The organism is Aquirufa sp., from assembly GCF_044342065.1.
Taxonomy (GTDB): domain Bacteria; phylum Bacteroidota; class Bacteroidia; order Cytophagales; family Spirosomataceae; genus Aquirufa.
The window spans coordinates 12,493-34,620 of record NZ_JBIIQN010000008.1; the positions used below are offsets into that span (position 1 = coordinate 12,493).

General features: G+C 40.8%; 19 protein-coding genes. 6 read left to right on the forward strand and 13 right to left on the reverse strand.

The window, feature by feature from the left end; translation table 11 throughout:
• Window positions 1-16: 16 nt before the first annotated feature.
• Complete coding sequence (locus ACIQZ2_RS04615; protein WP_395767670.1) at window positions 17-808, forward strand: phytanoyl-CoA dioxygenase family protein; 792 nt, start codon at window positions 17-19, stop codon at window positions 806-808.
• 170 nt (window positions 809-978) lie between these two features.
• On the opposite strand, the gene ACIQZ2_RS04620 is transcribed toward ACIQZ2_RS04615, so the two are convergent.
• Entirely contained in the window at window positions 979-1,812 is an 834-nt protein-coding gene (locus ACIQZ2_RS04620) for a dienelactone hydrolase family protein (RefSeq protein WP_395767671.1), read from the reverse strand.
• 80 nt (window positions 1,813-1,892) lie between these two features.
• Between ACIQZ2_RS04620 and ACIQZ2_RS04625 the strand changes: the two genes are divergently transcribed.
• Window positions 1,893-5,261, forward strand: a complete 3,369-nt coding sequence (locus ACIQZ2_RS04625) for a ThuA domain-containing protein (RefSeq protein ID WP_395767672.1) — start codon at window positions 1,893-1,895, stop codon at window positions 5,259-5,261.
• A 119-nt stretch (window positions 5,262-5,380) separates the two neighbouring features.
• On the opposite strand, the gene ACIQZ2_RS04630 is transcribed toward ACIQZ2_RS04625, so the two are convergent.
• Genes ACIQZ2_RS04630 through glyA form a run of 4 tightly spaced genes read right to left on the reverse strand, consistent with a single transcriptional unit; the run spans window position 5,381 to window position 9,635 of the window.
• Window positions 5,381-5,602, reverse strand: a complete 222-nt coding sequence (locus ACIQZ2_RS04630) for a VF530 family DNA-binding protein (RefSeq protein WP_395767673.1) — start codon at window positions 5,600-5,602, stop codon at window positions 5,381-5,383.
• 3 nt (window positions 5,603-5,605) lie between these two features.
• A complete protein-coding gene (locus tag ACIQZ2_RS04635; protein WP_395767674.1) occupies window positions 5,606-7,465 on the reverse strand; it encodes an ABC-F family ATP-binding cassette domain-containing protein in 1,860 nt (619 codons plus the stop codon).
• Between the two features lie 6 nt (window positions 7,466-7,471).
• Window positions 7,472-8,335 (reverse strand): twin-arginine translocase subunit TatC, encoded by an 864-nt coding sequence (tatC, locus tag ACIQZ2_RS04640; RefSeq protein WP_395767675.1) that lies wholly within the window; start codon window positions 8,333-8,335, stop codon window positions 7,472-7,474.
• Between the two features lie 7 nt (window positions 8,336-8,342).
• Window positions 8,343-9,635: a serine hydroxymethyltransferase gene (glyA, locus tag ACIQZ2_RS04645; RefSeq protein ID WP_395767676.1), complete on the reverse strand. Its 1,293-nt coding sequence runs from the start codon at window positions 9,633-9,635 to the stop codon at window positions 8,343-8,345.
• A 155-nt stretch (window positions 9,636-9,790) separates the two neighbouring features.
• Here glyA and ACIQZ2_RS04650 point away from each other — a divergent pair, with 155 nt between their 5' ends.
• Together ACIQZ2_RS04650 and ACIQZ2_RS04655 are read left to right on the forward strand one after the other, a co-directional pair.
• Window positions 9,791-11,710 carry a cytochrome c biogenesis protein CcdA gene (locus tag ACIQZ2_RS04650; RefSeq protein ID WP_395767677.1) on the forward strand — a complete coding sequence of 640 codons (1,920 nt, stop codon included), beginning with the start codon at window positions 9,791-9,793 and terminating at the stop codon, window positions 11,708-11,710.
• Window positions 11,710-12,156, forward strand: a complete 447-nt coding sequence (locus tag ACIQZ2_RS04655; RefSeq protein ID WP_395767678.1) for a hypothetical protein — start codon at window positions 11,710-11,712, stop codon at window positions 12,154-12,156. The genes ACIQZ2_RS04650 and ACIQZ2_RS04655 overlap by 1 nt, the downstream gene beginning before the upstream one ends.
• 53 nt (window positions 12,157-12,209) lie before the next feature.
• Here ACIQZ2_RS04655 and ACIQZ2_RS04660 read toward each other — a convergent pair whose 3' ends face one another.
• Window positions 12,210-12,458 (reverse strand): hypothetical protein, encoded by a 249-nt coding sequence (locus tag ACIQZ2_RS04660; protein WP_395767679.1) that lies wholly within the window; start codon window positions 12,456-12,458, stop codon window positions 12,210-12,212.
• Window positions 12,459-12,516: 58 nt separating this feature from the next.
• Entirely contained in the window at window positions 12,517-14,244 is a 1,728-nt protein-coding gene (locus ACIQZ2_RS04665; RefSeq protein WP_395767680.1) for a M3 family oligoendopeptidase, read from the reverse strand.
• A gap of 61 nt (window positions 14,245-14,305) precedes the next feature.
• Between ACIQZ2_RS04665 and ACIQZ2_RS04670 the strand changes: the two genes are divergently transcribed.
• Entirely contained in the window at window positions 14,306-15,127 is an 822-nt protein-coding gene (locus tag ACIQZ2_RS04670; RefSeq protein WP_395767681.1) for an aldo/keto reductase, read from the forward strand.
• 79 nt (window positions 15,128-15,206) lie between these two features.
• On the opposite strand, the gene ACIQZ2_RS04675 is transcribed toward ACIQZ2_RS04670, so the two are convergent.
• Genes ACIQZ2_RS04675 through ACIQZ2_RS04685 form a run of 3 tightly spaced genes read right to left on the reverse strand, consistent with a single transcriptional unit; the run spans window position 15,207 to window position 18,491 of the window.
• Window positions 15,207-16,259, reverse strand: coding sequence for a 2Fe-2S iron-sulfur cluster-binding protein (locus tag ACIQZ2_RS04675; RefSeq protein ID WP_395767682.1), 1,053 nt, complete (start codon window positions 16,257-16,259; stop codon window positions 15,207-15,209).
• 2 nt (window positions 16,260-16,261) lie between these two features.
• Entirely contained in the window at window positions 16,262-17,764 is a 1,503-nt protein-coding gene (locus tag ACIQZ2_RS04680; RefSeq protein ID WP_395767683.1) for a glycoside hydrolase family 10 protein, read from the reverse strand.
• A 31-nt stretch (window positions 17,765-17,795) separates the two neighbouring features.
• Window positions 17,796-18,491, reverse strand: coding sequence for a response regulator transcription factor (locus tag ACIQZ2_RS04685; RefSeq protein ID WP_395767684.1), 696 nt, complete (start codon window positions 18,489-18,491; stop codon window positions 17,796-17,798).
• A 100-nt stretch (window positions 18,492-18,591) separates the two neighbouring features.
• Between ACIQZ2_RS04685 and ACIQZ2_RS04690 the strand changes: the two genes are divergently transcribed.
• Complete coding sequence (locus ACIQZ2_RS04690; RefSeq protein WP_395767685.1) at window positions 18,592-19,653, forward strand: AI-2E family transporter; 1,062 nt, start codon at window positions 18,592-18,594, stop codon at window positions 19,651-19,653.
• Here ACIQZ2_RS04690 and ACIQZ2_RS04695 read toward each other — a convergent pair.
• Genes ACIQZ2_RS04695 through ACIQZ2_RS04705 form a run of 3 tightly spaced genes read right to left on the reverse strand, consistent with a single transcriptional unit; the run spans window position 19,639 to window position 22,064 of the window.
• Window positions 19,639-20,367 carry a LytR/AlgR family response regulator transcription factor gene (locus ACIQZ2_RS04695; protein ID WP_395767686.1) on the reverse strand — a complete coding sequence of 243 codons (729 nt, stop codon included), beginning with the start codon at window positions 20,365-20,367 and terminating at the stop codon, window positions 19,639-19,641. The two genes, ACIQZ2_RS04690 and ACIQZ2_RS04695, sit on opposite strands and share 15 nt — an antisense overlap.
• A gap of 8 nt (window positions 20,368-20,375) precedes the next feature.
• Entirely contained in the window at window positions 20,376-21,419 is a 1,044-nt protein-coding gene (locus ACIQZ2_RS04700; RefSeq protein ID WP_395767687.1) for a sensor histidine kinase, read from the reverse strand.
• A gap of 3 nt (window positions 21,420-21,422) precedes the next feature.
• On the reverse strand, window positions 21,423-22,064 hold the full coding sequence (locus ACIQZ2_RS04705) for a histidine phosphatase family protein (RefSeq protein WP_395767688.1): 642 nt from the start codon (window positions 22,062-22,064) through the stop codon (window positions 21,423-21,425).
• Window positions 22,065-22,128 lie beyond the last annotated feature (64 nt).

The following is a 22,128-nucleotide window of genomic DNA, read 5'->3' on the forward strand; positions in this document are numbered from 1 at the left end:
TTTCAAATCCTCATGTATGTTAGAATCATTATATTCCATTCAAGACCAACAAATTGCAGATTTCCAGCAAAAAGGACATATTTACCTGCCTGATGTGCTACCTCCAGATGCACTTGAAACTTACCGAAATGCGATTGCTCAGTGGGCGGAAGATTTTCGAAAAAATCAAAAACCCATAGAAGAAAGAGATACCTACGGGAAAGCTTTTTTACAAATGATGAATTTATGGGAAGCGGATTCCACTATTAGAGAATTCGTTTTGGCTAAACGGTTTGGCCAATTAGCAGCTGATTTATTGGGAGTTAAGAAAGTTCGTCTTTATCACGATCAGGCCTTGTTTAAAGAGGCGGGAGGGGGAAATACCCCATGGCACCAAGACCAATATTATTGGCCTTTAAGTACGCCCAAGACGGTAACCATGTGGATGCCTCTAGTGGACATCAGCGAAGATATGGGCATGTTAACTTTTGCCTCGGGCACACAAACGGTTAAACTTCCTCCTATGCCCATTTCGGATGAATCAGAAGCAACCATTGCAGCCTTTGTTCAGGAGCAAGGATTCCCCATTGTTGCACAAAAAACCATGAAAGCTGGTGATGCCACTTTTCACATGGGTTGGACATTACATGCTGCACCAGGAAACCATTCAGGTACCATGCGGGAAGTAATGACCATCATTTTTATGGATGCTGAAATGGAAGTGATTAAGCCTCAAAATGAAAGTCAAGAGGCCGACCGCAAACGCTGGCTAGCTGATAAGCAGCCAGGTACTCGAGCAGATTCTTGGCTTAACCCGGTTATAAATTAGGGCAATCGCATTTTTTGGGTTTCTTTTTAAATAGTCCCCAAAGAAAGCCTTTCTTCTTCTTGTAAACCTTTGGTTTGGCATAGTTTGATACCTTGGACCTAAAAGCTGCTTCACAAACAGGTTCAGCAAAAAACATTCCCAGAAATAATAGAATTGCAAATTTGCGCATGTTACTTTAAACGGGTTTTGAAGTAATTTATTGCCATATTCCAGGCTTCTTCTGTAGCTGATTTGTCAAAATTTGGATTTGATGGATTTGCAAAAGCATGTTCCGCATCGAATGATTTAATTTGAATTCCTTTACCAGCTAACTTCATATTGTCCTCAAATTCTTTCACGACCGCAGGCGAAATGAATTTTTCCCGTCCTGCAAATAATCCCAATACATCAGTATTCAATAATTTCAATTGTTCTACATCTTTAACCGGCGTACCATAGTACATTACACAAGCAGTAGCCTGTGTTCCTGCTAAAATAGATGCTTTCAGGGAAAGCGCTCCACCAAAGCACCAGCCAACAGTCGCGATTTTAGCCTTTGGACCTGCGAATGTAATGGCTCCCTTGATAATATTTTCTAAACGTAATGGATTTGCTCCTCCCATGTATTTCCCTGCATCTTCTCGGGTAGTAGCTACTTTACCATCATACATGTCGATTGCTAACACATTCACATTTCCCAACGTTGTGTAGAAATGTTCGGCCTCACGTTTGATGTGATCATTTAAGCCCCACCATTCTTGAAAAACAAATAGGGTATAATTGGTCGGCTGAACAGCCTTAATGAAGAACGCATTTGCCTGTTGGCCATCCGGTGTCGAAAAGGTAATCATTTCGCCACCTGCCTTACTTACGTGATGATAAGGTTTAGGCAATTTGTGCGAGCGTTGGAAAGCTTTATTGGAAGCCATCAATTGCATCTCATCTTTCGTTACGAAGCAACAAGATTGCCCAAAGGCGTAAACGCTAATGAAAACAAGCGTAATGGTTGTGACTAGTTTGTTCATGATAGAAATATTTGAGGAAATTTATGAATAAAATTTGCTTTTAGCCTATCTTGCAACACCTATTGTTAAAAATAAAAACTATGAAAAAGAATTTGTTCGGCTTAGTCCGATTGATGTTTGCCGCAATCTTAAGCATTTCTTCAATTTACATCGCCTTCGCACAAGAAGCAAACCCCTTAAAAGGTCAAAAAGTTTTGGTCTTTTCATTAACCAAAGGTTTCCGCCACAGCTCCATTAAACCAGGTCAAATAGCCTTGTTTAAAATGGCCAAAGAAAAAGGTTTCTCGGTCGATACGACTGAAAACCCTGCCATGTTTACGGAGAAAAATTTGAAGAACTACCGCGTAGTTGTTTTTATGAGCACGACGGGGAATGTGTTAAATGACCAACAACAAAATGCGTTTGAGCGCTACATTCAAGCAGGAGGAGCCTATTTTGGGGTACACGCTGCTACAGATACGGAATACGACTGGCCTTGGTATAATAAATTAGCGGGTGGTCAATTCGCCTCGCATCCCGGTCGGCCAAATGTTCAAAAGGGTACATTCACGGCTGTGAATCAATCGCACATTTCGACGAAACACATGCCGGCGACCTTCGATCGTACGGATGAATTCTATGATTTCAAAAACTTCAACAAGGATGTCAAGGTATTAATTACCTTGGATGAGAAATCATATAAAGACGGTAAGATGGGTGATTATCACCCGATGGCTTGGTATCATGAATTTGATGGAGGTCGTGCATTTTACACCAACTGGGGTCATACGCATGAGACTTTCGATGAGCCTTTAGTGCTTCAACATATTTGGGGTGGTTTGCAATGGGCAGCATCTGGTCCGGCCATTAATTATAATAAGCCATTGCGTACGGCAACACTACCTGAGGAAAATCGCTTTTCCAAAACGATTCTGGACAAAAATTTAGATGAGCCTACTGAATTAGCTTTGACGGATGGAGGTAAGATTTTCTACGGAGAAAGAAAAGGTAAATTGAAAATGTACGATCCCAAGAAAGGGATGGTTAAAGTTGTAGCTGATTTAAATGTGTTCTCAAAATTTGAGTACGGTTTAATGGGGGTAAATGTTGACCCAAATTACAATAAAAACCACTGGATTTATCTATTCTATTCGCCACAAACAGGGCAGCCTGACACGGCTCAGCATCTATCTCGTTTCGTCTATGATGATGTCAAGGATACCTTGGTGATGGATAGCGAAAAAGTACTATTACGCGTTCCCGTAAAGCGTGACGGTTGCTGCCATACAGGTGGTTCCATCGCTTGGGATAAGATGGGTAATTTGTACTTATCAACAGGCGATGACACAAATCCTTTCGATTCCAATGGCTACGGCCCAATCGATAACCGTGACAAACGTTCGGGTTGGGATGCACGAGCGACCTCATCCAATACAAATGATTTACGAGGAAAAATCTTACGTATTAAACCTACGGAAGATGGAAAATATACAATCCCAGAAGGGAACTTATTTCCAAAAGGTTTATATCACACGAAACCAGAAATTTATGTGATGGGGAATCGTAATCCCTATCGGATTGCGGTAGACCAACATAACGGATTCTTGTATTGGGGTGAAGTAGGACCTGATGCAGGGGAAGATTCTCCAAAGTACGGCGCTAAAGGACATGATGAAGTTAACCAAGCACGCGAGGCGGGCTATTTCGGTTGGCCTTTATTTGTCGCAGATAACCGTCCGTACAACCAAAGAGATTTCAACAAAGATTCTACATGGTCCAAGTTCAATCCTAAGGCACCGGTAAATGATTCTCCACACAATACAGGTTTAGGCCATTTACCAAATGCGCAGAAAGCATTTATCTATTATCCATATGGCGATTCACCTGAATTTCCTTTGATGGGCAAAGGTTCACGAAATGCCATGGCGGCTGGCGTATATTACCATGATGACTATCCAAAAGATTCAAAAGTAAAATTACCCGCTTATTATGATGGCAAATTATTTGCTTACGATTGGGCGCGTGATTTAGTTTATACGGTAAGTATGAAAGCCAATGGAGATTTTATTGAAATGGAACGTTTTCTTCCTGGAACGACATTTTCGCACCCGATGGATTTTGCTTTTTCTAAAGATGGAGCAATCTACGGCTTAGAATATGGTCCAAATTGGTTCGCGCAAAACGAAGAAGCGGTACTTTTTAAATTGGAATATAACGCAGGAAATCGCCCACCAAAAGTAGTTGCATCAGCAAGTAAAAAAGAAGGTGCTGCACCGATGCAGGTGAAGTTCTCATCTGAAGGAACATTGGATTACGACAAAGATCCAATCTCATATTCTTGGAATTTTGGTAATGGACAAAGCAGTTCAGCGGCCAATCCCTCATATACATTTAACTCGCCTGGGATTTACAATGTTGTCCTAAAAGTAAAGGATAATAAAGGCAATACAAGCTCAACGTCAATTCGCGTGAAAGTAGGTAATGACGTGCCTAAAGTTGACGTTCAAATTGAAGGAAACAAAACCTTTTATTGGAATGACAAGACCGTGAATTATCGAGTGGCGGTTGATGATAAAGAAGATGGTTCATTAGCTTCCCGTAAAATTGCAGAAGAGGATGTAGTTCTAAATATCAATTACCTACAAGGGTATGATAAGACCTTAATTGAACAAGGACATAAAAGCAATACTACCATTTCGAATGGAATGCGTTTAATTGATTTATCAGATTGTAAGACATGCCATGCAGTAGAAAAGAAATCAATTGGGCCTTCTTACAAGGAAATTGCTAAAAAGTATCGCGCTAGTTCACAAAATATTGATGAGCTTTCAAAGAAAGTAATTAGTGGAGGTGGTGGTGTTTGGGGAGAGCAAGTAATGGCTGCCCACCCACAAGTTTCGAAAGCTGACGCACGTGAAATGGTGATATATATCTTAGGCCTATCTGATGAAAAGAAAGCATCTCAGCCAGTCAAAGGTTCTTATACGACTTCAGATAAAGGCAAACCAGGAACGTTTATTTTCTCTGCTTCTTATACAGATAAAGGAAATGGCAAAATGGCTCCTGCTACTGGTCAAAAAGTAGTAACCCTACGTGATGCGAAAGTTGCTGCAGGATCTCTAGACGGTAGTGCCAAAATTCTAAAAACCAAAGTTGACGGCTTAGGTGAAATCGTTGTAGCTCTTGGCGATCAAGGCTATGCTTCGTTCAATCAAATTGATTTAACTGGAATCAAGAACATTCAGGTTTCGGCCTTTGTATTAGCCGGTCAAACTGTTGGCGGAAAATTGGAATTACACTTAGGTAGCCCAACGGGAAAACTCGTTAGTAGTGTGGATATCCAAAAAATAGGTCAAGCAACGCTGCCTGTCTCGGTTAATGGCGTCGACGATCTTTATTTCGTGTTTGTAAATCCTGAGGCTGGCGATAAACCATTGTATGCCTTGAAGGAGTTCTTCTTTGAGAACTAGCATGAGGTTTTGAATGGCCCTAGGTTGAAACCTAGGGTTATAAACAAATGAATATTACCCCTAGGCTAAAGCTTAGGGGTTTGATGTAAAACGAAAGAGGCCCTATTGGGGGCCTCTTTTTATTTCGGTGGATGCTCATCCATGCGGATGGCTTTGATGTACAAGTTCTCTACTTTTTTTCGCGCCCAATCCGTTTTGCGTAAAAAGGTTAAGCTTGAATTGATACTGGGCTCATGCGAAAAACAGTTGATGCGGATGCGGCTAGCGAGCCCTTCCCAGCCATACTTGTCAACTAAATATTCCAGTATGAATTTTAGCGTTTTACCTTCTAATGGATCCATTATTTATACTCTTTCAGATAGTTCTAACCAGCGTAATTCTTTTTCTTCTAGGGTGTTTTTAATGGCTTCTATTTCCCTTGCCCAATCAGCCAACAATTGGAAATCATCTGAGCCACTGTTTAACTTTTCAATCAAGGCATCTTTTTCAGATTCCAATTTAGCCATTTCTTTTTCTAAATCTTCAAACTCTTTTTGTTCTTTAAAGCTCAGTTTAGCTCCTTTTTGAACTGAGGCTACAGGTGCTTCAATAACCGCAGCTTTGGGAGCCGGGGCAGGTTCCTTTTCTTTATTTTCAAGTGCAATGCGGTAATCGGTATAATTGCCATTAAAGAAGTTGACTTCTCCTTCGCCTTCCACTAGGATTAATTGATCTACCAAGTTATCCATGAAATAGCGGTCGTGCGAAACGAGCAATAAACAGCCTTGGAATTCACTTAAAAAGTCTTCTAGTAACTGTAGCGTATCCAAATCCAAGTCGTTTGTTGGCTCATCCAGAATCAAGAAATTTGGATTCTTCACCAAGACCTGCATCAACTGCAATCGCTTCTTCTCCCCACCAGATAATTTCGAAACCGGTGTGTATTGTTGGGCCGTAGGGAATAAAAATTTACTTAAAAATTGACTTGGGCTCAATGACTCATTCTTGCCATAGGGAATCACCTCAGCAATCTCTGTAATCGTATCGATGACGCGTTGTTCCGGTTTGAATTCAAAGGGTAATTGGGTATAATACCCGATTACCAAAGTTTCCCCCGGATCAATCGTTCCTGAATCAGGTTGCTCTAAGCCGGTCAATAATTGCAAGAAGGTCGTTTTCCCTGCTCCATTTTTGCCTACGATACCAATGCGGTCTTTTTTCTTAAACGTATAGGTGAAATCATTGACGATTTTCTTCTCTCCCCAAGCCTTTTTCAGGTGGTTGATTTCAATGATTTTATTCCCTAAGCGGGACATTTGAATATTCAATTCCAACTTACTATCATCCACTTTCCGATGCGCCATTTCCTCTGTTTCGGAGAAGGCATCGATGCGGGATTGTGATTTGGTGCCACGCGCTTTCGGTTGGCGACGCATCCATTCTAATTCCTTGCGGTATAAGTTTTTTGCTTTTGCAACGGTGCTCGCTTCGGATGCTTCGCGCTCCGCTTTTTTCTCTAAGAAATACCCGTAATTTCCTTCATAGGTATATATCGACCCGAGGGCCAATTCCATCATTTTATTACAAACCTTATCTAGGAAATATCGATCGTGGGAAACGACTAGAACCGTTACGTTTGGACCGGATAAAATACCTTCTAACCATTCAATGGTTTCAATGTCCAAGTGGTTAGTTGGCTCATCCAAAATCATAATATCCGGACTTTCGATCAACAACTTAGCCAAAGAAAGTCGTTTCTTTTGGCCTCCTGAGAGCGTGGAAACTTGTTGGTCCCCATCTGGAATCCCTAAACGCGTAATGATTTGTTTGGCTCTTGCCTCGTAATCCCAGGCGTTGTTCGACTCCATTAAGGCAAATGAATCTTCTAGCTCTTGTGGATCACCGGACAGCATGGCTTTTTCGTAGGCTTTGATGGCCACGGCACTTGGTAAATCATCCGAAAACAAGTAATTCAAAACACGCTCGTTTTCTTCAAAAATAGGATTTTGGGGAAGGTAACCTACTCGGATTCCATTGCGTATGGTAATTTTACCCTCGTCAGGTGACTGCATCCCCATGATGGATTCCATCAAGGTCGTTTTACCTGTTCCATTTTTTCCGATGAGCGCTACTTTTTCGCCTTTTTGCAAGCCGAAAAATAGGTTTTTAAATACCCAGCGTTCGCCAAGATTTCGCGAAATATTTTCCGCTGATAGATAATTCATAAGGTATTAGTCGTTTGCTTCTGCGGCTTCTTCACGCATTTTTCTGCGCAATACTCGGCCCGAAACGATGATGCTGATCTCATATAATCCGAATAACGGAAAAGCGACGAGCAATTGGGAAATCACATCTGGGGATGGCGTGATAATCGCTGCTACCAACAAGATGACGATTAACGCGTGTTTGCGGTATTCGCGCATGAAGGATGGGGTTAATATCCCTACTTGCGATAATACAAATGCAATCATGGGCAACTGAAAGGTCAATCCGCAGGCTAGTGTTAGCATCGACAATAACGAGATGTAGTCGTTAATGTCAAATTGATTTTGGATGGAAGGATCTAACTTGAAATTAGCTAAGAAATTGATGGCCATCGGGGCTACAATAAAATACCCAAAGGATACCCCGACAAAAAATAACAAAGACACCCAGAAAACTGCCCCGCGTGCCGCTTTCATTTCTTTGGATTTAAGACCTGGACGAATGAATCGCCACACCTCATAAAAGGCATATGGGAATGCGAACATTAAACCCACAATAATGGATTGTGTCAAGGCCATCATGAACTGACCTGAAACCTCACGAGATTGTAAAATGAAGTCGGCTTGCTGCATGCAAAGACTCGTCCAACCTGTGACATCCGCTAAGCGGCAAAGTACCTGATTTGTCCAAAAATCCACTTTAGTTGGCCCCATGATGATGATGCCAAAAATTTCATTTCGGAATATCCAGGCTGCAATCGTAAATATCAAGATCGAGGCGATGGACCGCATAATGTGCCAGCGCAACTCCTCTAAGTGATCAAGAAAAGACATTTCAGTCCCGTCTTTATCCTCATCTAATTCTTCGTCCCAATCTTGATCTAAGGCCATTTTTTAATTATAGATATAATGGGAATTGTTTAACCCATTCATTGACTTCTCCTTTAATTGATTTCAATACTGCTTCGTTGTCATGGTTCATTAAAGCCTTGTCGACCATATCTACGATCTGTGTCATATCGGCCTCTTTCAACCCACGCGTTGTCATCGCAGCAGTACCCACACGCATACCTGAAGTCACAAACGGAGATTTGTCATCAAATGGTACCATGTTTTTGTTAATCGTAATATCGGCTTGAATTAAGGTATTTTCTGCCAATTTACCGCTTAAGCCTTTCGGACGTAAGTCGATGAGCATCAAGTGATTATCAGTTCCGCCTGAGATAATATCGTACCCTTTTGCTAAGAAAGCCTTTGCCATCGCCTGAGCGTTTGCTTGAACTTGTTTCGCGTAGGTTTCGAATGTAGGTGTTAATGCCTCGCCAAAAGCAATGGCTTTTGCTGCAATTACATGCTCTAATGGTCCGCCTTGCGTTCCTGGGAACACGGCGCCGTCTAGGCATGCCGACATTAATTTAAGTTCTCCCTTTAAGGTTTTGAAACCGAATGGGTTTTCAAAATCGTTGCCCATCATGATCAAACCACCGCGCGGTCCACGTAATGTTTTGTGGGTAGTTGTGGTGATGATATGGCAATGTTGGACGGGGTTATTCAATAGACCTTTAGCGATTAATGCCGAAGGATGTGAAATATCTGCTAATAAGATAGCGCCAATTTTATCGGCAATTGCACGCAAACGGACATAATCCCAATCACGTGAGTAAGCAGAAGCACCACAAATAATCAACCTTGGCTTTTCTTTTAAAGCGGTTACCTCTACTTTATCCCAGTCGATTAACCCCGTTTCTTTTTCTACGCCGTAGAAGAATGCTTGAAAATATTTTCCAGAGAAATTTACTGGTGAACCATGCGATAAGTGACCGCCGTGGGATAAGTCAAATCCTAAAATTTTATCGCCTGGATTCAAGAACGAAAGAAAAACAGCTGCATTTGCTTGTGCTCCTGAGTGCGGTTGCACGTTCGCCCACGCAGCACCAAATAATTTTTTTGCACGTTCAATAGCCAAAGTTTCCACCTCATCCACTACTTCGCAACCGCCATAATAACGTTTGCCTGGAAGTCCTTCAGCATATTTATTAGTCAACACACTTCCTTGTGCTTCCATCACTTGTGGGGATGTGAAGTTCTCTGACGCAATTAACTCTATACCAAATTCTTGTCGGTGAGCCTCTTGACTAATTAATGAAAAAATTTCGTTGTCTCTTTGGGTTGGGAATGTGCTAGCAGCCATGAATTGAAGATGTTCTTGAATACGTATTTTAAGGGTGTAAATTTACGTTTTTTTATCTGAATAGAAAAACGAAAAAGGGTGTAACTATCTCGACAAATATCACGTTTGTATCCCAACAAAAAAGCGTAATTTTGCAGGCATTAATTTTTCAACGAATGAAATTAAAATTCTTAGCGCTGTTCTTGTTCTTTTCAGTTCAGCTTTTGGGGCAAAAAATTACACCTGCGAAATGGTCATGGACTTTATCGCCTGCTCAGCCTACGGTTGGACAGGAAGCCGAATTGATCTTCAAGGTAAGCATCGATAAAGGCTGGTACTTATATTCATCTGATTTTGATAAGGAGTTGGGCCCTGTAGTGACTACAGTTACATTAAAGCCGGGTCTAGGTGTTGAGGCAGTTGGTCCTTTGAAAGCGATTAATCCACACAGTAAGGAAGATAAAGAGATATGGGGAGGCACTTACACCTACTTTACGGAATTAGGGGAGTTTCGTCAAAAAATAAAAATTACATCTGATACTTGGGTAATTGATGGGGCCTATGATTCACAAGCATGCTCGAATGAAAGTGGCTTGTGTGTACCTGTAAAAGGCAACTTCAAGATATCTGCTTCCGAGGACTCAAAAAAAAAAACCTCTGATGTAGCCGGAGGAGGATTAATCGAGTTCTTTTTTGTCGCTTTAGGTGCAGGTTTGTTGGCTTTGTTAACACCTTGCGTGTATCCCTTGATTCCGATGACCGTGAGTTTCTTCACGAAGAAACAGGGAGGGAAGCGTCTCGCTTTCTTGTACGGCTTATTTATTGTCTTGATTTATGTGTTTTTTGGGACAATCCTCGCCTTCTTTGCTGGGGCTAGTTTTGCGAACTTCTTGAGTACGCACTGGATTCCGAATTTGCTCTTTTTTGTCATATTTATCTTCTTTGGAATTTCGTTTTTAGGGGCTTTCGAAATCGTTTTGCCTTCGGGTTTGGTAAATTCAGTCGATGCCAAATCGGATAAAGGCGGTTTGATGGGTGTGTTTTTTATGGCCTTTACGCTCGTTTTGGTATCATTTTCATGTACGGGACCTTTGGCTGGATCGATTTTGATTGCAGCTTCACAAGGGGTTTTCTTGAAGCCAATTATCGGGATGTTGGGTTTTTCCCTAGCATTTGCGATCCCGTTCACCATGTTTGCCATTTTCCCTGGGTTTATGAAATCGCTACCTAAATCAGGTAATTGGATGAATGAGGTAAAAGTAGTGTTGGGTTTCTTGGAAATCGCTTTGGCGTTTAAGTTTTTAAGTGTGGCGGATCAGGTGTACCATTGGCATTTATTGGATCGGGAGATTTTCTTAGCGATTTGGATTGCTATTTTCGGAGCTTTGACTTTGTATCTATTTGGTAAGATTTCCTTACCACATGATGGTCCTGCAAAAAACTTATCGGTGCCTCGTGCACTTTTTGCTACGGCTGTTTTAGCTTTTGTGATTTATTTGATTCCTGGGATGTTCGGGGCGCCTTTGAAAGGCTTATCCGGATGGTTACCCCCCTTAAGTTCTCAGGATTTTAAGGGTACGGAAGTTGGTGTTGTGGCTCCAACAAAAATAGATCAAGGTCAAAAGAAATATGCTGATTTTTTAACGCTTCCTTTGGGTTTGCAAGGTTTCTTTGATTTTGAGGAAGCAAAGGCCTATGCGTTAAAAGTAAAAAAACCTTTGTTTATCGATTTTACGGGTCATGGATGTGTGAACTGTCGGAAGATGGAAGAGAACGTTTGGTCGGATCCACAAGTGTTGAAGCGTTTACAGGAGCAATACGTCGTGGTTGCTTTGTATTGTGATGACAAAACGGAATTACCAGCAGATCAATGGTATGTATCCAAGGTAGATGGGCAAGAGAAGAAGACCTTAGGTGATCAAAATCTAGATTTTCAGATTGCCCGATTTGACTCGAATGCGCAACCGCATTATGTGTTATTAGATCCGCGAAATGATGCTGCGCCAATGGTGAAGCCGGTAGCGTTTGATGCCGATATTGCCCATTTTGTTTCCTTTTTAGATCAAGGGGTATCGGTTTATAAAGGCGTAAAGTAATGCATTGGGGAGCTTATTTTGCGGTCATGGCCGCTTCATCGATTAAATTTGTGGCAGGGCCTCTGACGGGTTTTGGTTTGGGTTTATCCATGCTGGAAACGATTCTTTGTACCTGGATAGGCATGATGTTTACGGTGACGGTTATGTTGACGATAGGACGTTTTCTAGTCCAACAAATTAGTCGCTTGCGAGTACAAAAACCCAAATTATTTTCTGGACGCGTTCGTTATGCGGTAAGTATTTGGCAGCGATTCGGGATCAAAGGTATCGCGGTTATGACACCTTTACTTTTTACTCCGATAGGCGGTAGTTTACTTGCCCTCTCTTTTAAAGTTCCTACGCCACGGGTGTTATTTTTTATGGCTATTTCAGGTCTTTTTTGGGCGATTGTCTTTACGGTTTTATTCTACCAATTGACTTTTGTTCGCGATTTAATTATCAAGTAGAGGCACAAAAAAAGCCGATCATTGACCGGCTTAATTTTTAATCTAGTAGCGTATTAATTTCCTTTTGAAATTTCTTTTCCTTGGAATAGTTTTTCTCTAATCGCGTTTGCGCGAACCTCTAATTCAGGCTTAGCTGTATACGTATTTTTAGATTGAACGGCTGCAGAATCTGGATGTACACCATAAACATACTCATTACCTGCATGAACATCTTTTTGTTTGATGCGGTTATACTTTTGATAATCACAGGCGGAAGCCACTAAAGCAATGGCAACAATAGGAAGTAGATTTTTTAATTTCATTGTTCTCTTTAAACTAAAATACGATGCAAAAATAAGGCCATTTTTTGGTTTAAAAAAATTAGCTTTCTTCTATTTGATTAATTTTTTCAACTAGAAAATTCATCAACTCGGCTATGTAGTTTTGGCTAAAATTAAAGGAAATACCCGCTGCGGCATAAATTTCCTTCATCGGTTTGGTATAGCCTAAACTAAGCGCATCTAAATACTGATTCAATGCTTTTTTCGGATCTTGGCAATAATTACGCCAAACAGCAAGTGCGCCTAATTGAGCAATCGCATATTCAATATAGTAAAAGGGCACTTCGAATAAGTGTAATTGTTTTTGCCAAAGCTTTGCTTTTACCTGATTGATACCTGACCAATCCGTAATTGAATCCGAGAATTTTGAGAAGATGCGCTCCCAAGCTGCGCTGCGCTCTTCAATACGATGCGCTGGGTGCTCGTAAATCCAATGCTGGAACGCATCAATTGTTGCCACCCAGGGTAAGGTTTCTAAGATATCTTCTAAATGTTTGATTTTCGCTCGTTTGGCATCTTGAGGATCTTGGAAATACTGGTCCCATTCATCCATGGTAATTAATTCCATACTCATAGACGCGAGTTCTGCCACTTCGGATGGGAAATTTCGGAAGGCATTTAAGCTCAAATCTTTTGTTAAAATGGAATGGACGGCATGACCTCCCTCGTGCAATAAGGTAACCATATCGCGAACTTGGCCTGCGGCATTCATGAAAATGAAGGGGAAACCACTTTCCTCTAATGGATAATTATATCCACCTGGATTTTTGCCTTTGCGGGAGTCTAAGTCAAATCGATCTAGTTTGACCATTTCTCTAAGGCATTCGCTCAAGAATGGATCAATATTTTCAAATACCTGAATGGTTTTGTCTAATAGCTCTTGGCCTGTTTCAAAGGGCTTTAAGGGCTTCCGGCCGAGTACATCCACCGACTTGTCCCAAGGCTTTAAAGCTTCAAGACCCAAAGCCTTTTTGCGCTTTTCGGCTTGTTGGTTGATGATTGGAACAACGGTATTCGCTACCGCCTCATGAAATTCAAAGCAGTCGGCTGGGCCATAATCAAATCGACCAAGACTCGCAAAAGCATAATCACGGTAGTTTGCGAAACCTGCATTGAGTGCGACTTGATTTCGTTTTTCAACCAGTTGATTGAAAAGCAGGTCTAAATTTTCTTGAACAGCCAAGCGTGCATTTGATACTTTTTCATATACGGCTTGGCGTTTTGCTCTGTCGGTTGATTCTAAAAAGGCATTGGCTTGTTGGAGCGTTTTTTCTTCTCCATCTATTTCAACCATAAGAGATCCTGTGGTTGCCCCATATTGGGTCTGTAGATTTTGCAATTCTGTAAATAGTGGAATATTTTCTTCCCTGAAAATCTCTATTGATTTTTTCATGCCGCGTAACATGACTGCATAGCCAATTTCTGGAAGTTCAGAAGCGAAGGGACTTTCAGTTACTAATTTATTCCACGCATCGTCATATACCGACGCATTGGGCATAATCTCATTGACGAATTGCTGGTAACTTACTTGATGCGCCTCATTCTGATTGTCACATGACATTTTAATATAGCGCCAAGCAAAATTTTCCGATAAGTAACTTTCCAATTCCGAGCGGTTTTCACAAAACTGAATTAAATCGGCTAAAGACGTAATTTCCGTTTGGCTCAGCTGTTCAAAATAAGGTAAAACACTTTCCCAAGTGCTAAGCTGGAAATCTTTTGCCAGGTATTTTCTTTCAATAATTTGGGCAGAAACTTGTCGGTTCATCGATGTATTTTTTTGTAAAAATACATCAAATTTGCCTAGCTTTAAATCAAATTTTACTCATATGCGTCTAGAAATACCTTCCATACAATTGAATAATGGGTTTTCAATGCCTACATTGGGTTTAGGTGTTTATGCACCTGAACAGCAAAAGGAAGTTGGCCAAGCTGTTGAAACCGCTTTAATGGTGGGTTACCGGCTATTCGATGCGGCTTCGATTTACGGAAATGAAAAGGAGGTGGGAGATGCTCTTTTACAGGGTGGAGTTCCTCGAAATGAAATATTTGTTACGAGCAAGGTTTGGATAGATGACATGGGTTACGATGCTACCCTTCGAGCGTTTGAAACATCTATGAAAGATTTGTCACTTGATTACCTGGATTTATATTTGATTCATTGGCCGAAAGATCAGCATCGCAAGGATACCTGGAAGGCATTAGAATCGTTGTATGACCAAGGTGTGGTAAAATCAATCGGGGTTTCTAATTATTACCAAAAGCATTTGGAGGAATTATTTGTCTATGCGAATGTTTGTCCGGCGATTAATCAAATCGAGTTGAGCCCCTTTTGTTATTTGCCAGAGGAACTGGCTTTTTGCAAGCAAAATAATATTCAAGTGGAGGGTTATGCACCCGTGGTTCGAGGTCAAAAGAAGGAGCATCCGGTATTGGTTGATATCGCTCGAAAATATGGTAAATCAACTTATCAGATATTAATTCGATGGGTAATAGAACAGGGAGCTGTGACCATTCCGAAATCGATTCAAAAAGATCGAATGATTGAAAATGCGGAGGTGTTTGATTTTGCTTTGGATGCTGAAGATTTGGTTCGTATGGGAGTCTTGTATGACAATACCCGGGTGGCATGGGATCCTAGAGACTTTTAAACCGCTACCTTTGGCAAACCTTGGAGGATTGCCAAAGGTAAAGGGGATAAAGTGACTTTCGCACTTTAAAACTGATAATTTAATCGAGGTCAATCACCACCCCATCGCTCTTCGGATGTGCGACACAGGTTAATACATAGCCTTTGGCAATTTCGCCATCGGTTAGTCCATCTTCTTCATCCATCATGACCGTTCCCGATGTACATAAGCCCATGCAGGCGGTACACATACCCGCCTGACAGGAATAGGGGATATCCAAATCAGCGACAAGCGCTGCTTCTAATATTGTCTCATGAGGCTGTACAGTTACAGCATGAGATTTTCCTTCAAAAATTAGCGTGATTTCCCTTGCTACATCATTGTCAGACTCTGCCGTTTCTACTGAAGGGGCTGTATTAAATAACTCTTTGTGAATTTGGTTGCCTGGAACTTCAAAAATGGCTAAGGCCTTTTGAACTTCTTCCATCATTTCCATGGGCCCACATAAATAGTAATGCGCTTTAGAAATATCGATTCCCAACTCTTGCTTCAAATAATACACCGTCGAGGCCTGATTGATTCTCCCCTTCAAACCAGGCCAATTCGCTGCCGGTTGGCTAATCACATGCAATACCGTAATTCGATTCGGGTATTCCGTTTCTAAAGCATCTAATTGTTTTTTGAAAATGATTTGATCCTCGTGACGTGAACCGTAAATCAGATGAATTTTTGATTTTGGTTCTTTGTAAATAAGGGTTTTAATCATCGCCATCAATGGTGTGATACCTGAACCAGCACCCACAAACACATAATTGTTTGAGGCATCTGGTGCTGGTTCAATCACGAAATTTCCCATAGGCTCAATGACCTCCAGGCTATCTCCTACTTTGATATGGTCACAAAGGTAGTTGGAAACTTGTCCCCCAGGAATGCGTTTTACCGTTATGGCCGGCGACATATCTGTTGCTGGGGATGAAGAAAGCGAATAACTTCTACGCGGCTTTTCTCCCTCGATGCTAGGAATGACTGTCAAAAATTGGCCAGCCAAATAATGTAAGGTATCGTGGATTGGATGCCAAAAATGGAATGTTTTAGTGTCCTTGGTTTCCTCCGTGATATCTTTAACTGTCAAATGTAGAAATCGTAAGCTCATAATTAATTTGAATTTGATACAATCCATTGAATGGTTCCCGCTGGGGACTCATTATGCAGACGATCAAATGCCGTTACGACAAAGCCATGACCAGCTTGCATTTCAGATGTATCGATGATGTATTCGTTTTTTTGTCCTTTATAAATGATATTGGCAGCATTTTCAGTACCCCGAATTCCTTCCGAGCGATGAATGCGATACACAACATAATAGGCTGGTGGATCATTATCTGCACTCGGTTCGCCTGCTTGCCAACGAATAGTCCACTTTTCTGAATTTTTTTGAAGTGAAACTTTATGTGGAGCCGTAGGGGGAATATTGTCAATCCAAGGCATGGTTGGAACCAATGCCATATGCTTATAATGCGTGGTCCGCAAGCTATCACGCCACCCCTTTGCATTATTCGTTAATTGATTCGAACTGAAAAATATAGACCCTTTCACCTCGTTTAAACTGCGTGCTAGCGTTAATTGTTTTGCTAGTTCTGATGAATTCCACTGGCCGTTGAGGTGATAGGTAGCATGACCAATATATACCGGCCTGCCGTATCCATGCGCGCTCCACCATTTTGCTAAAGGGCCAAATGGTGCCACACGGTGCGTACTTCCCCAGTAAAGCTGGGGTGCTAAATAATCAAGCCAGCCGGATTTTGTCCATTTTTCGGTATCGGCATATAGATCATCATAGGATTGTAAACCTTTGCTAGTGGGGGATCCATTTGCTGGATCAGAACTTTTATGGCGCCATATGCCAAAAGGACTTATCCCAAATTTTACGCGTGGGTTAACAGCCTTGATGGTTGTAGAGATTTCTTCAATCAATAAATCAATATTCCTTCTTCGCCAATCTGCCAAGCTTTCATTGGGTAATTTATTCTGGGCATAGGCTTCATCATCATTGAAATGTGCTCCTTTTATTGGGTATGGATAGAAATAATCATCAAAATGTATGCCGTCTACATCGTAATTTTGAACCATATTCTTGACGACCTGTGTGATGTAATGTCGGACGGCGGGAATCCCAAAATTGAACAGATGTTGATTATTGTAAACGACCATCCATTCGGGATGTTTCCGAACGATGTGATTCGCACTTAAAATATTTTTTGTTGATATGCTGGCTCGATTCATATTCAACCAGGCATGAAATTCTATTCCTCGTTCATGCGATTCTTTAATCATGAATGCCAAAGGGTCGTAGTTGGGTTTCGGGGCTTGCCCTTGTAGACCTGATAAATAGGCCGACCACGGTTCATCACTTTTTGCATAAAATGCATCTGCGGCGGTACGCACTTGTACAAAAAGGGCGTTGATACCTGTTTTTTGGTGTGAATTTAGAATTTCCAGAAATTCATCTTGCTGCTTAATCGCATTGTAATTCCTGGCGCTTGGCCAATCAATGTTTTGAACAGTAGCTATCCAAACACCACGTAGTTCGCGTTTGGGTGTTTGGGCAACCAAAGAAAAACTGATTAAGTAAAATAGGAGGGAAAGCCGACTTATCATAAAGCCGCAATTTACCGAAAATCACGGAATTTTATGCCTTATCAATCGAGAATAAATACCCGACTCCTTTCAAGGTTTTGATGTAATGTTCTGGAATTTTTTCGCGCAATTTACGGATGTGTACATCCACGGTACGCTCTACGACATAGACATCTGTACCCCAAACTTTTTCAAGAAGTTCATCCCGATTAAAAACTTTATTCGGGTTTTTGGCGAAATAGGAAAGAAGTTCGAATTCTTTTTTGGGCAAAATGAGTACGCGTCCTTCAAAGGTAGCTGCATATTGCGTGCGGTTAATAACTAAACCGCCAATCTCGATGACATCTTGTGCCTCTTCTGAATTTTCACGTTTAAGTAAAGCATTAATTCGACTTACTAAAGCACGGGGTTTGATGGGTTTAATTATGTAATCATGCGCGCCAGCATCAAATGCCGCAACTTCGGTAAATTCCTCACCACGCGCTGTCAAAAACAATAAAATGGTGTTTTTGAATCCTGGCATGCTTTTCATTTTACGCGCCGTTTCAATGCCATCCATGACAGGCATCATAACATCCATGATAATTAAAGCAGGCTTGAAAGTTTGTGCTATTTCCAGGGCCTCTTTTCCGTCGAATGCTTTTGCTAACTGATAATTTTCCTTTGCTAAATTGTATTCCAATAGCTCGAGAATATCCGGATCGTCGTCGACCAATAAAATTTTCGCTTGCTGTAGCGTTTTACTCATGGTTTTTGCGCGTTGGATTGAAAATGTTACGTCAAAGATAGATAGGTCTAAATTACGAAATTGTTAAATTTTGCGTAATTTCCGTTTATAATTTTCGACAATGTACAAAGATACACCATATCCCCTTCGCTTAGCTGCTGTTTTAATCAGTATTGCTTTGGTTATTTTAGGTTTGTATCTGTTACAAGATTTGCTTATCCTGCTCGCATTCTCGATGATATTAGCCATGTTGGTACTTCCTGTTTGTACTTGGCTGGAATCCAAAGGGCTGCCTCGATCGCTGGCCATTGTGTTATGTCTATTGATTATGTTCGCCTTCATCGGTTTGCTTCTTTTATTAGCTATAGGTCAAATAGCAGAATTCGCTAGTGATTGGCCCATGTTTATCCGCAAATCAGAAAAATGGCTTGCTGGATTACAAAGCTTTTTATCTCAAAACCTCAATATCTCGCGCAAAAAACAAATGGTTGAGGTGAGTAATCAGACCATTAATTTGTTGAAAAACTCCGGTGGAATCATTTCAACGACCTTTGGAACCGCGATTCATGGAATTACCACCATGATTATTGTCCCCATTTTTGTGTTTTTCTTTTTGTATTATCGGCAGTTTTTCTCGGATTTTTTATCACGGGTTTTCCCTACAACTGAACCTGAAACGCTCAAGGGAATAATGCATAAAACTGTATCGGTCGTCCAAAGTTATCTGGTTGGCTTACTAGCTGTCATGTTCATTGTGGCCCTACTTTGTTGTGTAGGATTTTGGTGGATAGGTGTTGATTATTTTATGTTTTTTGGTTGTTTGACGGGTATATTACTGGTTATCCCTTATATCGGAATCTGGATTGGTGCTGCTTTACCGGTCATCTTAACGTTGATAAGCCTTGGGCCTAATTATGCATTGGGTCTAATTGCTTGGGTTGCTTTTGTGCAATTCGTTGAGGCTAACTTCATCACACCGATGGTCATCGGATCAAAAGTAAGTATGAATCCGATGGTTGCGATGCTAGCTTTGTTAGCAGGGGAGATGATTTGGGGGATACCGGGATTGATCTTAGCCTTGCCATTAACGGCAATACTCAAGGTGATTTTCGATCATGTCCCTGCCCTTAAGGCTTATGGATTTTTACTGGGTGAGGCCCCTGATCGATTAAAGCGAGAGTAATTCCTTAAACCGAATCGATTGACGTCTTGAGATTTCAATTTTTTCTCCTTTCCCTGATAAGGTCACCTGCAGACCGCCTGAAAACCAAGGTTCAATTTTATCAATGAAATTCAAATTGATGATATGTTTCCGATTCGCCCGGAAGAATACTTTCGGGTCCAAGCGATCTTCAAGGGCATTCAAAGATTTTAGTACTAAGGGTTTTTGGTCATCAAAAAACAATCGAACATAATTTCCCATTGATTCGCATAAACGAACGCGTTCTAAACGAACAAACCAACAACGTTCTCCATCTTTCACAAAAATCTGATCCATGGCTCCTAATATATGACTAGGTGTCTCGGGAGATTTGACTTGTTGGATAAGCCTTTTTTCCAACTTCTGTATACTTTCACTTAAACGCGTCAGTTCAACGGGTTTTAATACATAATCCAATGCATTCACTTCAAAAGCTTTTAATGCATATTCATCAAACGCCGTAGTAAAAATAACTTCTGGCAGGTATCCATCCCAACTTTCTAACCATTCAAATCCTGTTTTTCCAGGCATTTGAATATCTAAAAATAGCACATCTGGTTGCATGGTTTCTAATAATGCAGATGCTTCATCTGTATTAGCGGCTTCAGCAATAACCTCTATTTGAGGAAAATTTTCTAATAAACGTTTTAATTCATTACGCGCTAAACGTTCGTCATCAATGATGATTGCTTTCATAGGCTTACTTAAATTTCTTCAAGATAGGGCAATGTCACCTTTGCGCAAACTTGATTTTTGTTTAGTGGTTGAAGTTCGATTTGAGCGGTTTTACCATAGATTAATTGCAAGCGATTCTGAGAATTAACAAGTCCAAGTCCTGTCGAAATATCTTTGCTTATTTTTAAATGACCTGGGTTAATTACCGATATTTTAATGAACGAATTTACTATTTCGGCGCTTATTTCAATACAACCTCCCTTGACCGAATGGGATATCCCATGTTTGATTCCATTTTCTACCAGTGTTTGTAATAACATCGGAGGAATTTGTGCTTTTTGACATATTTTATCAATGGTTATCTTCCATTCTAAACGATCCTCATAACGAATTTTTTCTAAGGATAAATAATCAAGTATGGTATCCAATTCTTCTGATAGCGATATGGTTTTTTTGCGTTCCGTTAGCAATGAACTACGCAGTAATTTGGACAATTGATTAATACCCTTCTTTGCTTTTACAGGGTCCTCTGTGATTAATGCTCGAACACTATTTAAGGCGTTAAATACAAAATGGGGGTTCATCTGTGCACGCAAGACTTTGCCTTCCGTTTCTAAAATGGCGCGCTCTAATTGGTCATTCTCGCGTTCCATCTCCAATCGTTTATTGGAGTATTGGAAAAAGAAATAGATTAATGTCCAAATAGCTAATGGCTTAACGAAATTGAAGAAAATTTGAACGATAATAAATGGACTTAAACTGACTTCATAATTTTCTTGAAGAAATAGAAAATCAAGCGGAATATTGAGCGCCATCAGAATAACGGCCATAATGACCAATGCTAAAAAATTATATTGTACCATCCGCCAAATATTCATATCCTGCCATCGATAGCGCAAGGTGATTCGTCGGTATTGGTGAGTCAAAAATATGGCAAGGGCAATATTAGCCAAGGAAGAAAAAAGCCAAACCCATTTCCACCCATATTGATTGGTGTAGAGTAATGCCTCATTTAGCGCCCAGGCAAACCAGCCAGCCAATTGCAATGTCCAATATAGGCGCCTCCTTTTCATGTATTACATTGAATCTGGCAGACCGTGTAAATGCGCGGTATGATTCGATTTGATTTGGTTAAACTTGCCTGTTGTATAGTCATACTGAATATGATATAAACAAAGATTTTGATGTCCAAACGTATCCATTTGATGCAAGGGCTTTTCGAATAAGTGGGTCAATAAAACCCGCATTGCCCTTCCATGCATGGCCACTAAAATGTGGCGTTCCTCTGGTCTTGAAATAATTAAATCAACCACAGGTTTTTGCTTTTCTAATACATCAATAGGGCTTTCCCCTTCCTCTGATGGAATGTGCACATTTCCTTCGCGCCAGGCTCTTACTAAATTCCGATAATAAAGATCGTCATCATTGTTTGGTGTTCGTCCTTCACGGATGCCCCATGAGATTTCATTAAGACCCGCATGTTTTTCCCAAGGCAAGCCCTTTTCAATGAACCCCTGAACTGATTGATGGGTACGTTTTAATGCCGAAGTGTATATTTTGTCAATAGGTAAATCTTGGTAATGCTCATAAAAAGCCTTGGCCTGTCTTTGACCTAATTCATTAAGATCCGCATCTATCCCACTTCCTTGAACTACCCCCATGCGATTATAGTCGGTTTCTCCATGGCGAATTAGGTAAATGTCTTTGATGCTATGCATATAAATTGACTAGATTGAGATTGTTTTCGCTAAATAATTGCGATTTTTGCGCTACAAAAATACA

What these genes read in the sequence shown, in the direction of transcription:
- ACIQZ2_RS04705 (WP_395767688.1), bottom strand. Translation starts at nt 22,064, where the DNA reads ATGCATAGCATCAAAGACATTTACCTAATTCGCCATGGAGAAACCGAC.
- ACIQZ2_RS04635 (WP_395767674.1), bottom strand. Translation starts at nt 7,465, where the DNA reads ATGAATTATCTATCAGCGGAAAATATTTCGCGAAATCTTGGCGAACGC.
- ACIQZ2_RS04655 (WP_395767678.1), top strand. Translation starts at nt 11,710, where the DNA reads ATGCATTGGGGAGCTTATTTTGCGGTCATGGCCGCTTCATCGATTAAA.
- ACIQZ2_RS04665 (WP_395767680.1), bottom strand. Translation starts at nt 14,244, where the DNA reads ATGAACCGACAAGTTTCTGCCCAAATTATTGAAAGAAAATACCTGGCA.
- ACIQZ2_RS04695 (WP_395767686.1), bottom strand. Translation starts at nt 20,367, where the DNA reads ATGAAAGCAATCATCATTGATGACGAACGTTTAGCGCGTAATGAATTA.
- ACIQZ2_RS04685 (WP_395767684.1), bottom strand. Translation starts at nt 18,491, where the DNA reads ATGAGTAAAACGCTACAGCAAGCGAAAATTTTATTGGTCGACGACGAT.
- tatC (WP_395767675.1), bottom strand. Translation starts at nt 8,335, where the DNA reads ATGGCCTTAGATCAAGATTGGGACGAAGAATTAGATGAGGATAAAGAC.
- ACIQZ2_RS04630 (WP_395767673.1), bottom strand. Translation starts at nt 5,602, where the DNA reads ATGGATCCATTAGAAGGTAAAACGCTAAAATTCATACTGGAATATTTA.
- glyA (WP_395767676.1), bottom strand. Translation starts at nt 9,635, where the DNA reads ATGGCTGCTAGCACATTCCCAACCCAAAGAGACAACGAAATTTTTTCA.
- ACIQZ2_RS04615 (WP_395767670.1), top strand. Translation starts at nt 17, where the DNA reads ATGTTAGAATCATTATATTCCATTCAAGACCAACAAATTGCAGATTTC.
- ACIQZ2_RS04620 (WP_395767671.1), bottom strand. Translation starts at nt 1,812, where the DNA reads ATGAACAAACTAGTCACAACCATTACGCTTGTTTTCATTAGCGTTTAC.
- ACIQZ2_RS04650 (WP_395767677.1), top strand. Translation starts at nt 9,791, where the DNA reads ATGAAATTAAAATTCTTAGCGCTGTTCTTGTTCTTTTCAGTTCAGCTT.
- ACIQZ2_RS04670 (WP_395767681.1), top strand. Translation starts at nt 14,306, where the DNA reads ATGCGTCTAGAAATACCTTCCATACAATTGAATAATGGGTTTTCAATG.
- ACIQZ2_RS04625 (WP_395767672.1), top strand. Translation starts at nt 1,893, where the DNA reads ATGAAAAAGAATTTGTTCGGCTTAGTCCGATTGATGTTTGCCGCAATC.
- ACIQZ2_RS04675 (WP_395767682.1), bottom strand. Translation starts at nt 16,259, where the DNA reads ATGAGCTTACGATTTCTACATTTGACAGTTAAAGATATCACGGAGGAA.
- ACIQZ2_RS04660 (WP_395767679.1), bottom strand. Translation starts at nt 12,458, where the DNA reads ATGAAATTAAAAAATCTACTTCCTATTGTTGCCATTGCTTTAGTGGCT.
- ACIQZ2_RS04700 (WP_395767687.1), bottom strand. Translation starts at nt 21,419, where the DNA reads ATGAAAAGGAGGCGCCTATATTGGACATTGCAATTGGCTGGCTGGTTT.
- ACIQZ2_RS04680 (WP_395767683.1), bottom strand. Translation starts at nt 17,764, where the DNA reads ATGATAAGTCGGCTTTCCCTCCTATTTTACTTAATCAGTTTTTCTTTG.
- ACIQZ2_RS04690 (WP_395767685.1), top strand. Translation starts at nt 18,592, where the DNA reads ATGTACAAAGATACACCATATCCCCTTCGCTTAGCTGCTGTTTTAATC.